Below are 12,524 nucleotides of genomic sequence, written 5' to 3' on the forward strand. Positions count from 1 at the left end.
TCGACAGGAAGCCATGACCATGAACAGAGTGCTGATGCTGGTCCTGCTGCTCGCCACCCTGCAAGGCTGCGGTCTGCGCCAGCCGATGCCGGCGGATACCGAGGGCCAGGTCCCGACCCTGACCCCGCGTGCCTCGACCTATTACGACCTGCTCAACCTGCCCCGGCCCAAGGGACGGCTGGTGGCGGCGGTGTACGGGTTCCGCGACCAGACCGGCCAGTACAAGCCGAACCCGGCCAGTTCCTTCTCCACCAGCGTCACCCAGGGCGCCGCCAGCATGCTGGTGGACGCACTGCAGGCCAGCGGCTGGTTCATGGTGCTGGAGCGCGAAGGCCTGCAGAACGTGCTGACCGAGCGCAAGATCATCCGCGCCTCGCAGAACAAGCCCAACACCCCGGCGAACATCCAGAGCCAGCTGCCGCCCTTGCAGGCCGCCAACCTGTTGCTGGAGGGCGGCATCATCGCCTATGACACCAACGTCCGCAGTGGCGGCGAAGGCGCCCGCTACCTGGGCATCGGTGCCTCCCACGAGTACCGCGTGGACCAGGTATCGGTGAACCTGCGCGCGGTGGACGTGCGCAGCGGCATGGTTCTGGCCAATGTGATGACCTCCAAGACCATCTACTCGGTGGGGCAGAGCGCCAGCGTGTTCAAGTTCATCGAGTTCAAGGAGCTGCTGGAGGCCGAAGCCGGCTACACCACCAACGAACCGGCGCAGCTCTGCGTGCTGTCGGCCATCGAATCCGCCGTGGCCCACCTCATCGCCCAAGGCGTGGAACGCCACCTGTGGCAGGCCGCCGGCGACCAGCCGCTGGAGCAGACCTCGCTGAAGAAATACATGGGCGCACAGGCGTCGATCGAGTAGGGCAGGGCGGTGCCCTGCCTGGCGAGTGAATTCGCCCCCACAGGGTGAGTGCACGGGCCTGAGGGTCTGCACGGACAGCCCCCTCTCCTGCTTGCGGGAGAGGGTTGGGGAGAGGGCAGCTGGACCCGGCTGGGATTCCCAGAGGCAGACCTGCGGTCTGCTTGGCGATTGAAATCGCCCCCACAAGGATTCCGGACTGGCCCCGGTCGGTAGCCCGCCACAGGCACAGAGCGTAGGGTGCGCTGTGCGCACCGCCTCCAAGCCCCAGCGAAACCGCCGGTGCGCACGGCGCACCCGTAGCGCGAGTTCCCTTCTTCACAAACCAATCTCCTTCACCACCGCGACCTGCTCCACCCCTTCCACCCACCATTTGAGTCGCGCTTGCACCCGCGTTCCTGGTGCCAGCCTGAGGGTGTTGCGCACCGGGCAGTCTTGCCTGGCCTTGCCCTGCTGGCGTGACTGGCTTTTGCCTGCCGGGCCCTGGGCGGTGACCAGGAGTTCGTAGCGGATGGCCGCGCCTGCGGGTTCGAAGCACAGGCGCAGCTCGGCCTGGCCGGGGGCCTGGGGTTGCAGCTGGAGGCTGGCGCTGGCCAGCAGGGCGGCGAGGAGCATGGCAAAAAAAGCCGCCGCCCATGCAGGGCGGCGGCGCAGGGGCGTTACTGCTGGGAGACGATGGCGACGTTGCCGGTGCCGGTCTGGTTGACGTTGGCGTTCATGTTGAGGCTGCTCTGGGTGACGGTGGCCTGGTTGTCCGAACCCACCTGGTTGATGGCGGTAATGTTGTACATGCCGGCCTGGGTGATGCTGGTCATGTTGCCGATACCTTCGCTCAAGCCTTCGGCCAGGTTGTTGCTGTCGCTCTGGCTGATGGTCAGGGTGTTGTCGTCGCCCAACTGGTCGAAGTACAGCTCGTTGAAGCTGCCTTCCTGGGTGAAGTTGGCGGTGTTGCCGTTGCCGTCCTGATTCAGCACCACCGTCTGGTCGGCGCCAAACTGGCCGCCTAGCGGGTCTCCCTGCCAGTTGCTGGCGAAAACGCTGTTGCCGTCGCCGCTCTGGGTCACGGTCATGCCCAGGCGCTCGCCTTCCTGGTAGGTCAGGGCAAAGTTGCCGCCTCCGGTCTGGGTCAGGGTGGTGGTGGAGTCGGTGGCCCCGTACTGGTCGGCCCAGGCGGCGTTGGTGTCGCCGTTCTGGATCACGGTGGCCAGGTTGTTGGAGCCGAAGCTCTGGTCGACCACCACTTCGTTGAGCGCGCCGCCGCCCTGCTCAACGCTGACCTGGCCGCCTTCCTGGTCGCTCTGCCAGACCTCGATGTAGCCGATTTCTCCGGTCTGGAGCACGTCCACCCGGTTGCCGTTGCCCTGGCTCTGGTCGACGTAGCTGATGTTCAGCTCGCCGCTTTGCTGGATGCCGATGAGGCTGCCAGTCTGGTCGACCTGCCAGGTACCGGATTCGTTGCCGGTGCCGCTCTGGTCGATCGTGGTCCAGTTGTCCGCGCCGAAGAGCTGCTCGGCGCTGGCGATGTTTTCCGAATCGACCTGGTTGATCACGACGCTGCTGCCGATCTGGCTGTCCTGGATGCTGAACGCGTCGTTGTAGTTACCGTCCTGGGTCACTGTGGTTTGGCTGGCGTCGTTGAACCACTGCTCGCTGTGGGCTGCGTTCCACTCGCCTGTCTGGTTGTGGGTGATCTGGCCTCCGAAGTCGCTGCCCTGCACGCCGGTGGAGGCGTTGAACTCGCCGTTCTGGGTCTGGGTCACGACGCTGGTGCCATCCGACTGGTCGGCGAATGCGTCGTTTCCAGTACCGGTCTGGTTCTGGGCCGCGGTGGTCGGGGCGGCGTTCTGCTGCACTTCGGCGACGTTCTCGACGCCGCTCTGGGTCTGGTTGGAGGTGCTGTCGTCGGCGAAGGCCTGGATGCTGACCAGGGCCAGGATTGCGGCGGCAAGCGGCTTGTACTTGAACATGGTATTGCCTCCTGGGGATGGTTCCCTGCGAATACTTCGGGTCGTGAGTTCGCCTTCAGTGCTGGATCACCTGCACGCTCAGGCCGTTTCCGTACTGGGTGATGCTGCTGTTCAGTCCTTCCCCGGACTGCGTGATGGTTGCGCTGTTGTAGTCGCCGACCTGGTCGATTCCGGCGCGATTGTTGGCGCCGCTCTGGGAGATGTAGGCCTGGTTCCCCGTGCCCTGCTGGGAGATGGATGCCAGGTTCTGCACACCTTCCTGGAGGATGTAGGCCTCCTGGTCGCTGCCGTTCTGGATGATCTGCCCCAGCAGCGACTGGCCGTTCTGGGTCAGCAGCGCGACGTTCGCCTCGCCCAGTTGGCGCACCAGGGCCTGCTGGTCCAGGGGGGCGTCTTGCGGGCTGGCGAGGTCGACGTTGCCGCCGGCCAGGTCGTAGTTTTCCATCAAGTCCGCCGCCGGCAGCGCGCCGCTGCCCAGCCCGAGGGCGAACAGGGTGGCGAGGCGCAGCACGGTGGCGGTGTTCATGGCCAGGCTCCTAGCGCGGTGCGATCGGCACGGTGCGCACCGTTCCCGCGGAGGTGGTGATGGTCGCGGTCGGGTTTGCGGTCGGGAGCACGTTGGTGGTGGTGACCGACACCCGCCAGCGCCCGCTGGCCGGCACCGATACGCTGCCCAGGTCCGTCAGGCCGGCGTTGGTGGTCACCTGTACTCGCACGCTGTTGCCGGTCGTTACCGAGGTGGTGCCGTCCAGGCTCCAGGTCACCCGGCCGTTGGAGCGCAGGGTGAACTCGCTGGTGGCCACGGTGAAGTTCTCCGCGGCAGTCGGCGGCGGCGTCACCTGCACGGTCACCGTGGCCGGGGCGGAGAGGGCACCGAAGGCGTCCTGGACCTGGTAGGTGAAGGTGGCGGTGAAGGCCGTGGTGAACGAGGCCGGTGGCGTGTAGATGATGCTGGTGCCGCTGATGCTCGCCGTACCCTGGTTCGGCGCGGTCAGGTTGACGATGCTGAGCGGCAGGTTGCCTTCCGGATCACTGTCGTTGGCCAGCACGTCGATGGTCACCGGTACGTTCAGGGTCGCGGCGGTATCGGCGACGGCCACTGGCGGCTGGTTCGGGCTGACGCTGACAGTGACGGTGGCCGGCAGCGAAGTCTCGCCACGCGCGTCCATCACACGGTAGGTGAAGGTTGCGACAAGCGGGCTGTTGACCACCGGCGGCGGCGTGTAGACCAGGACAGCGCTGCCGTTCTGGGTCACGCTGCCCTGACCGTCGCCCGGCTGGGTGTAGCTGGCGATGGACAACGGCAGGTCGCCGTCGGCGTCGGTGTCATTGAGCAGCACATTGATGTTCACCGGTACACCGAAGCCAGTGCTGACACTGTCGTTCTGCGCCACGGGCGGCTGGTTGGGCACTTCCTCCGGCGCACTGCCGACCACGACCACCGGCTCGGTATCGGCACCGCCTGCGGCGGACTTCACCGTGACGACGGCTGGCGGCTGGGACAGGTCAGTTACCCGCAGGGTCTGCAGGACACCCGCCTTGGTCATGCGGCCGAAGCCCTGGACAGCGAGATCGGGAATCTGCGTCTCATCGCTGGAACTGGCCTCGACGGTCAGCGAACGATCGGCCCAGTTGTAGCGAGCGGCGCTGATCTTCACCACGTCCGTGACGTCACGGGAAACCGCGGTCGGCTTGGTGGTGCCGGACGGGTCGGACCCGGTGACCACCACGAAGGGCGGAATCACGGCCGGGGCCGGATTGTGGGCGAAGAAGTAACCGCTGCCGTCATTCACCATATCCTGCAGACAGGCCGGTCGGGCAGTGCCTTGCAGCAGATCCAGGGTTTCCCGGTAGCAGAGTTCGGCGTTGGCCGGACCGTTGGCGAAGACTTCCAGGCGGGTGCCCTGGCTGGTGCGCCGGTAAGTGGCCCGATCGATTTCCACCGCGGTGGGGGCACGGGAGTCCAATATCTTGCCCCTGACTGTGAACAGGTCGGTGCGGATGGTCCCCGCCGGCCCGCTGATTTCGACGTAGTTGGTGCCGAAGGGGCTGCCTGTTACGGTCGTGGCAATGTTGGGATCACCAATGAACTGCTCTTCTTCTCCTGTTTCCGGGTTGGTGGCCCTGTAGGGATAGCCTGCACCTTTGAGGAAGGGGCCGACGTCACCGTTGAGGGCTCCGGTGAAATCGACCGGCCCACCGATGCCGAGATCGCGAGTCATGTTGATGGCGCGCCGGCCACCTCTGTCTGCGATATCCGTCGCGGTCACGTTGAAGACCTCCACACCATAGGGGTGGGTGATCGTGTATGTGCCAGGCGTGGGGATAGTGGCGCGGATACGGATGCGCGCGAAGCTCTGCTGTTGGCCCTGGATGGGAATCTCCTGGGCGAAGGCAGCTTCGATGGCGGCGGTGTAGACCTCCAGGCCGTAGTTGGCCGCATCCGGTATGCGGGCTTGGGCCATGTACCAGAACGCCTCGCCGGGCCAGTTGTTGGGGAAGACCATCGGCTGCTGGGGATTGAAGCCGCCTTCGGCAGTCAAGCCGCACATGTTGCCACCGGTGAGGCTGAGTGCCTTGGACTGGCAGAGTTCCAGGCTCAGGCCTTCGCTATCCCGGTACCAAACGGGGTAATAACCGGTGGCGGCTGTGTATGGACCCGGGTCGACCGCATCGAGGGCGGCCTGCGCCATGTCACTACTTGCCACGGCGAGACCCAGGGTTGTGAGAAGCAGGCAGGACCACTTGTTCATGTTGCCTCCTGGCGCTTGAGCGCTCGGCTCTGGGGTCGCTTAGGGAAGAATGACCACTTCTTCGGTATCACTGCCGCCGAACTCCGAGGTGACGGTGACCGTCGCCGGAGGGTTGGGGGTGAAACCGGTGATCAAGGTCTTGGTTGCGCCGTTGCCGATGCTGAGCGAGCCGATGAGCGCGCCGCTGGTGGAGGTGGCGGTGAGCGCGGGCGGATTGGTCTCGTCGCTGCTGCTGGCTACCACGGTCAGCTGGCCGGAGTTCAGGCTGTACTCGGCGCGCTGGATCTGGACCAGATCCACCAGCGGTGCGCTCACTGAGTTCGGCGTGTTTTCCGGGATGGCGATGCTGTTATCGACATTCACGGTGACGCTGGCCGGCAATGAAGGATTGCCAGTGGACTGGCCATACCAGCTACCAGTGGCGTTGGCCTCGGTCATGGTCACGGTGGCTCCCGCAGCATCTTCATAGTTGGCGGTACCGGGTGGCGGCGGCGCCAGCGCGAAGACGTCCTGCTGGGCACTGGTACTTGCTGCGCCGGTTGCGCGCGAGTAGGTCGCACGCTGGACGATTACCGGGGTCGGCCGCTGCACCGCGGAGAGCTTGCCGGAGACGGAGAACAGGTTGGTGGTCAGGTCGATGCCGCCGGGGCCCTGGATGCGCACGTAGTTGGTATTGAACGGGCTGCCGGTGACCGGCTCTTCCAGGTTGGGGTCGCCGATGAAGCGTTCCGTTTCGCCGGTATCCGGGTTCACCTCGGTGTAGGGGCCGTTGACGCTGCGCAGGAACGGACCGAGGTCGCCGCGCAGGGCGCCGGTGTAGTTCTTCGCCGGGCCGATGCCGAGATCGCGGGTCATGTTGATGCCGCGATCACCGTCGGTGCCAAAGTCTTCCGGGGTGACCTCTATCACTTCCACACCATAGGGATGGGTGATGGTGTAGGTCCCGGGGGTGGGGACATCCACCCGGATGCGGATGCGGGCGAAGCTGACCTGGTTACCGTCTTTGGGCTCTTCCGCCGCGAAGGCCGCTTCCAGGTGTGCGATGTAGGTGAGGTCGATGCCACTGGCAGCGTCGACGATAGTGGCGTCGGCGGTGTACCAGAAGGCTTCAGGCGGGAAGTTGGTGGGGAAGACCACCGGCTGGGTGTCGTCGAATACGCCGGGCTCCGGTGACAGCGTGCACATGTAGCTACCAGGAGCCCGGCTGCTCTGGGTCTTCGACAGGCAGAGGTCAAGGGTGCGGCCGTGGGTGTCCTGGTACCAGGCGGCGAAGGAGCCGTTTTCGGGGGTGTAGGGGCCAGGGTCTACGTCGAACAGGGCGGCAGGCGCCTGGTTCGCCGCGACGATCAGAAGTATCGAGGTGGTGGCCTTGGAGATTGTGCGTTGCATGAGCTTTCCCTCTTGCAATGTGGGCGCCTTGCTGCGGATTCGCGTTGCCACAGGCTGGCAGCCCGGTTCTCCGCAACGAGCGTGCCAGTGTTGTGAAATCACCTCGCCAGGCCGCGTGGTTAACGGCTTCCGGTTGCAGCGGAGAAAATCGCCGCCGCCGCCACCGAGGTGGGGGAGTCCCCCAGAACTGGGTGAATTTGGGGGTGGTGGCGGTGTGGGGAAATGCCGGGGAAATGCCGGGGGAAACCGTGGAAGCCCTGTGCTGCGGGGCTTTCAGGGAAATTGGGCAAAACAGGCCTGGTTTATGCACTGGCACAAGCGTCCAAGGCCGCCCGGTTGGCATGACGGGAGGAACCCATCACGCAACGCATAGGAAGGTTTCCATGAGCGCTCTGTCTGTGATCCGGGATAGGTACGCAATCGGCAAGACCGGCGATTCGCCGCCGCCGCCATTCAACCTGTTGCGCTGGTTCTCGCTGGTCAGCCTGGTGGTGATCGCCAGCGTGGCCATCGGCCTTGGGATCATCTCCACGCGCTTCGTGATGACCGAGAGTATCGAACGCGACGCGATGCTCAGCTCGCAGTTCATCCAGGCCATCGCCTCGGCCGAGATCCGCCATGTGGCGCTGCCGGCGAGCATGACCATGGGCGAGCTGCTGGACGCCCGCCAGGACGGCCACCACCCGCAGAGCATGATGGAGGCGCGGCAGCGGGCGCGCGATGAATTCCTCGATCACATCGCCATGCTGCCCGATGCCCTGCTGGCCAATATCTACGGCGCCGACCGGGTGATCGTCTGGTCCACCAACCCGGCGCTGGTGGGCAAGGACATGAGCGGCAACGAGGATCTGGAGCGAGCCTTCTCTTCGCCGCGGCAGGTGGCCAGCAGCTACGAGGAGGTCAACAGCGGGCGCAGCGAGCAGAAATTCCTCCGTGCACCGCGCACCCTGTTCATCGAGAACTACATCCCGCTGCTGGACGATCAGGGCGGCGTGGCGTCGGTGGTGGAAATCTACAAGGAGCCCCGCGACCTGGTGCAGCGCATCCAGCGTGGCTTCGCGCTGATCTGGCTGGCCACCGTCATCGGCGGCGGGCTGATCTACTTCGGCCTGTACTGGATCGTGCGCCGCGCCCAGGGGCTGCTGGCCCAGCAGCAGAGCCAACTGATCGCCAACGAAACCTTCGTTGCCCTCGGCGAGATGTCCTCCGCGGTGGCCCACAGCCTGCGCAATCCGCTGGCGTCGATCCGCTCCAGCGCCGAACTGGCCGCGGAACTGGTGCCCCCGCCGGTGCAGAAGAACATCACCGACATCATCACCCAGGTGGACCGCATGTCGAAGTGGGTGCGCGAGCTGCTGATTTCGGCACGGCCGATGTCCGGTGAGGTCGAGGCGGTGGAGCCGGTGGCGGTGATCAGCGAGGCACTGCATGGCTTCGAACAGCAGATCCGTCACGCCGGTGTGCGGGTGGAGTTCCATGCCGAGTCGGCGCCGGCGGTGGTCAGTCACCGGGTGCTGCTGGCGCAGGTGCTCAACAGCCTGTTCGCCAACGCCATCGAGGCCATGCCCAACGGCGGCCTGCTGCGCATCGAACTCAATCCCGACAGCACCGGCAAGCGCCTGCTGCTGGCCGTCACCGATACCGGCCAGGGCATGACGCGCAAGCAGGAAACCATGGCCTTCAAGCCCTACTACACCACCAAGCAGGGCGGCCTCGGCGTCGGGCTGCTGATGGTCAAGCGAATCATGGAGCGCTTCGGCGGCAAGGTCAGCCTGACCAGCCGCGAGCGGGAAGGCACCCGCATCTGCCTGAACTTCAAGGTCGCTGGGGGACGCAGGTAATGGAACACAGCGTACTGATTGTCGAAGACGACGAGCTGCTGGCCGGCAATATCCAGACCTACCTCGAACGCAAGAACTTCGAGGCCCTGGTGTGCCACTCGGCCGAAGAGGCACTGGAACTATTGCAGGACCAAGTGCCCGACGTGCTGCTCACCGATAATTCCCTGCCGGGTATGAGCGGCCATGAGCTGATCCGCGAAGTGAGCGCCCGTGCGCCGCAGATCAAGCCGATCATGATGACCGGCTACGGCAACATCGAAGATGCGGTGCAGGCGATGAAGGCCGGTGCCTTCCATTACCTGACCAAGCCGGTGGCCCTGGCCGAGCTCAAGCTGCTGCTGGAAAAGGCCCTGGAAGCGCAGCGCCTGGAGCACAAGCTGGACTTCTATCACAGCCGTGCGGCCCAGGACTCCGGGCTGGAGGCGCTGATTGGCGATTCGCCGGCGATGCTGGAAGTCAAATCCATGGTGCGCCAGTTGCTGGATGCCGAAAGCCGCATGGCAGACGCCGAGCTGCCGGCGGTGCTGATCGAAGGCGAGACCGGCACCGGCAAGGAACTGATCGCCCGTGCCCTGCACTTCGACGGCACGCGCAGCAAGGGACCCTTCGTCGAGTTCAACTGCGCCTCGATTCCCGCGAATCTGCTGGAGGCCGAGCTGTTCGGCCACGAGAAGGGCGCCTTCACCGATGCCAAGGACCGCCGCGTGGGCCTGGTGGAGGCCGCCGACGGCGGCACCCTGTTCCTCGACGAGGTGGGCGAGATGGACCTGATGCTCCAGGCCAAGCTGCTCAAGCTGCTGGAGGACCGCACCATCCGCCGCATCGGCTCGGTGAAAGAGCGCAAGGTCAACCTGCGCATCATCAGCGCTACCAACTGCAACCTCGAACAGATGGTGCAGGAGGGCAAGTTCCGCCGCGACCTGTTCTTCCGCCTGCGCATCATCTCCATTCGCGTGCCCCGGCTGTATGCGCGCGGCGACGACATCCTGCTGCTGGCCCGGCATTTCCTCAAACTGCACGGCAAACGCTACGGCAAGCCAGGGCTGCAGTTCAGCGACGAGGCCGAACACCTGCTGATGAGCTACAGCTGGCCGGGCAACGTGCGCGAGCTGCGCAACATGCTGGAGCAGACCGTGCTGCTGGCCCAGGGGCAACTGGTGACCGCGGCGCAATTGCACATTTGCCCGAGCCTGGTGGACGAGCTCTCCGGCCGCTACCGCACCCACGGCAATGGCAACGGCCAGGGTGTCGAGCCTGAGGCCGAGCGGGACATGGTCATCAGGATGCTCGACAAGACCGACTGGAATGTCACCAAGTCCGCGCGCCTGCTGGGCCTGACGCGGGACATGCTGCGTTACCGAATCGAAAAACTGGGCCTGGTGAGGCCGGATCGTCGCCACTGATCCACCACCAGGCACGGCGCCCTGGGCGCCAGAGTTCCCTAGCACTCCCTCTCGCCAGTACGGGAGGAGGAGATCCTTGTGGCCGGGCTGCGATCCTGCTCGCATCGCCGCATCGTCCACCGGGGTTTGGTGCCCTCACACCAGCCCCGATTTCTTATTCCAGGCGCCAGCCCCGCAAGGGGCTGGCGCCTTTGATTTTGCGGGTGCGTGGCAGGGCTGCGTGCTGTCGTTGCCAGCGCTCCAGGCGCCTTGCAGGGGCCAGCCTGCTGGCGAACAGGGAGCCATTCGCTGCTACTGGTAATGCAGCTACCGGCCCTGAACTTTGGCGGTTTCCGCGCTTCTACCGGGATAGGCATCCGTCAATGCGAGGTGGCCGTCATGATCGTGAGTATCGACCTGGACAGTGGCCTGTGCAGCCTGCTGCTCAACAGCCAGTGGGTCGAACTGCCCATTCGCCAGGTGATCGTCAGCACCGACGAAGCGCTTCACGCTCCGGTGATCCATTGCGTGGATGGCGACGCCGTGATCAGCGACATCCAGGCGCAGATGCTGATCGGCATCGGCGCCAGGGATGCGCGCAAATAGGCGTCGGGCAATAGTGGCAAGAAAGGCTGAACGAAGCCGCGCGGGCCTGGCTCCAATGTTCATAAGCCCTGGCTTTTGCACGAGGTGCAGCATGAGTAGTGAGCGAAGAAGCGGTGGGTCCGGTAAGGCGGACACGGTGCGGGATGACTTCCCGCTCTGGCTGATCGACCCCGATTGCGTGGATCTGGAACTGGAGCGTGACCCCGACGATCCGCTGTTCGACACCACTCTGGACGACGCGGAAACCTTCCGGCATTCCCACCGGGGATGAACGGGAAGGGGGTGTGGAGATGGCGTTGTCGAAATCTTTAATGTCAGAATGAAATCAAGCGGCATGGACGTCACCCACCTGATCGGGCTCCCGGCTCTGGTTTCGGCATTTCATCGACGCTCCAGGCCGAAGAAAGAAAAAGCCCCTGAAAATCTCTCGATCTTCAGGGGCTTTGCATTTGGGCCGGGGTCGTTTGAACTCGGCTTGTAGTGGTCAACCCATCCCGGACAGTGGGTTAAGTTTTTCTTCGGCCACGGCGGGCGGCAGCCCATCGTTGAATTGATGCGGCCTGATCCAGTTGTAGCGGTGCATCAGATAATGGCTGATGTCCCGCTGAGCCTCCTGCGCCGTCAGGTAGCCCGTCGACGGGATCCACTCCGACTTCAGACTGCGGAACAGGCGCTCCATCGGCGAATTGTCCCAACAATTCCCCCGACGGCTCATGCTCTGCTGCATCCGGTAGCGCCAGAGCCGTTGCCGGAACAGGCGACTGGCGTACTGGCTGCCCTGATCCGAATGAAACAGCACCTGCTGTGGCTGGCCGCGTTGTTCGTAGGCCATGTCCAGCGCCTTGATCACCAGTTCGGCATCTGGCTTGGCCGAGAACGCCCAGCCGATCGCACGTCGCGTATGCAGATCCAGCACGGCGGCCAGGTAATGCCAGCGGCCTTGCGCCCAGACATAGGTGATGTCGCCACACCAGACCTGATTGGGATGCTCGGTCGTGAACTCGCGGTTCAGCCGGTTCGGGATGTCCGGGCGTTCAACCGTGGCCTGCTTGTAAGCGTGCGAGCCTGGCTGCTTGCTGACCAGACCCAGCTCACGCATCAGCCGACGCACGCGAAAACGGCCAATCGTCACGCCGTCTTCGCGCAGCATGCCCAGGATGCTGCGGCTGCCGGCCGCGCCTCGACTCTGGCTGAACAGCTGGTTGACTTGGCTGCGTAGCGCAATGCGACGAGCATCGACATGGCGACGTCGAAGGCGGTGGGCGTAGTAGCAAGACCGCGCCACATCGAAAGCTGAACAGACCACTTCTACCGACTCCTGCTCACTCAACTGGTCTATCAGCGCGTACGATCGAGTTCGTCTGACATCAAGAGAGCGGTAGCCTTTTTTAAGGTTCATCGCGCTTTCCCGGGGAAGGCGGCCTTGATTTTCAGGAAAAAGTAGGCCGAGTCCCGAAAGCCATAGGCCATGCGTTTGATCACCTTGATGCGGTTGTTCACCCCCTCCAGGACACTGGTGTGCAGGGGGAAGCGCGCACTGGCGAGGATGCCCGGGCGTATTTGCGCAGGTTGCGGGCAAAGCGTTGCAATGGCGCGAAGGTTCGCCAGCGCCGCCAGCCCTCCCGCACGCTGGGGGCATACCAGATTTCCTTCAGGGCATCCTTGAGCACATAGACCGTGGCCAGTGGCTGGTTGGCGTCGAGGAGTTCCTGTAACTGCACGAC

At 64.6% G+C, this 12,524-nt stretch carries 10 protein-coding genes and 2 pseudogenes; 5 read left to right on the top strand and 7 right to left on the bottom strand.

All coding sequences use genetic code 11. The features are described from left to right. Nucleotides 1–19: 19 nt before the first annotated feature. A complete protein-coding gene (locus ACFW0B_RS06985) occupies nucleotides 20–865 on the top strand; it encodes a CsgG/HfaB family protein (protein ID WP_449147207.1) in 846 nt (281 codons plus the stop codon). 315 nt (nucleotides 866–1,180) lie between these two features. On the opposite strand, the gene ACFW0B_RS06990 is transcribed toward ACFW0B_RS06985, so the two are convergent. From ACFW0B_RS06990 to ACFW0B_RS07010, 5 genes are read right to left on the bottom strand one after another with little or no spacing between them, the layout of a single operon-like run. Then, nucleotides 1,181–1,477: a hypothetical protein gene (locus tag ACFW0B_RS06990; RefSeq protein ID WP_449147208.1), complete on the bottom strand. Its 297-nt coding sequence runs from the start codon at nucleotides 1,475–1,477 to the stop codon at nucleotides 1,181–1,183. Nucleotides 1,478–1,521: 44 nt separating this feature from the next. Next, nucleotides 1,522–2,829: a curlin gene (locus ACFW0B_RS06995; protein ID WP_449147209.1), complete on the bottom strand. Its 1,308-nt coding sequence runs from the start codon at nucleotides 2,827–2,829 to the stop codon at nucleotides 1,522–1,524. Between the two features lie 55 nt (nucleotides 2,830–2,884). Continuing rightward, the gene (locus ACFW0B_RS07000; protein ID WP_449147210.1) at nucleotides 2,885–3,355 is read right to left on the bottom strand and encodes a curlin; all 471 of its coding nucleotides are present in this window, start codon (nucleotides 3,353–3,355) and stop codon (nucleotides 2,885–2,887) included. Nucleotides 3,356–3,365: 10 nt separating this feature from the next. Then, nucleotides 3,366–5,582, bottom strand: coding sequence for an Ig-like domain-containing protein (locus ACFW0B_RS07005; RefSeq protein WP_449147211.1), 2,217 nt, complete (start codon nucleotides 5,580–5,582; stop codon nucleotides 3,366–3,368). Nucleotides 5,583–5,621: 39 nt separating this feature from the next. After that, nucleotides 5,622–6,971, bottom strand: a complete 1,350-nt coding sequence (locus ACFW0B_RS07010; protein ID WP_449147212.1) for a hypothetical protein — start codon at nucleotides 6,969–6,971, stop codon at nucleotides 5,622–5,624. A 383-nt stretch (nucleotides 6,972–7,354) separates the two neighbouring features. Between ACFW0B_RS07010 and ACFW0B_RS07015 the strand changes: the two genes are divergently transcribed. The 4 genes from ACFW0B_RS07015 to ACFW0B_RS07030 all read left to right on the top strand — a co-directional run bounded on the left by ACFW0B_RS07015 (nucleotide 7,355) and on the right by ACFW0B_RS07030 (nucleotide 11,071). Further along, nucleotides 7,355–8,812, top strand: coding sequence for a sensor histidine kinase (locus tag ACFW0B_RS07015; RefSeq protein ID WP_449147213.1), 1,458 nt, complete (start codon nucleotides 7,355–7,357; stop codon nucleotides 8,810–8,812). Continuing rightward, complete coding sequence (locus ACFW0B_RS07020; protein WP_449147214.1) at nucleotides 8,812–10,215, top strand: sigma-54-dependent transcriptional regulator; 1,404 nt, start codon at nucleotides 8,812–8,814, stop codon at nucleotides 10,213–10,215. Before ACFW0B_RS07015 ends, ACFW0B_RS07020 begins: the two co-directional genes overlap by 1 nt. A gap of 378 nt (nucleotides 10,216–10,593) precedes the next feature. After that, entirely contained in the window at nucleotides 10,594–10,800 is a 207-nt protein-coding gene (locus ACFW0B_RS07025; protein WP_449147215.1) for a DUF3203 family protein, read from the top strand. Nucleotides 10,801–10,891: 91 nt separating this feature from the next. Then, on the top strand, nucleotides 10,892–11,071 hold the full coding sequence (locus ACFW0B_RS07030; RefSeq protein ID WP_449147216.1) for a hypothetical protein: 180 nt from the start codon (nucleotides 10,892–10,894) through the stop codon (nucleotides 11,069–11,071). A 213-nt stretch (nucleotides 11,072–11,284) separates the two neighbouring features. On the opposite strand, the pseudogene ACFW0B_RS07035 reads toward ACFW0B_RS07030, so the two are convergent. Further along, nucleotides 11,285–12,220 (bottom strand): annotated as a pseudogene (locus tag ACFW0B_RS07035) (IS3 family transposase); the annotation flags it as partial. Further along, nucleotides 12,196–12,524, bottom strand: a pseudogene (locus ACFW0B_RS07040) (transposase); the annotation flags it as partial. The pseudogenes ACFW0B_RS07035 and ACFW0B_RS07040, both read right to left, overlap by 25 nt.

Origin of the sequence: Metapseudomonas phytobenefica (assembly GCF_043392685.1) — a bacterium.
GTDB lineage: Bacteria > Pseudomonadota > Gammaproteobacteria > Pseudomonadales > Pseudomonadaceae > Metapseudomonas.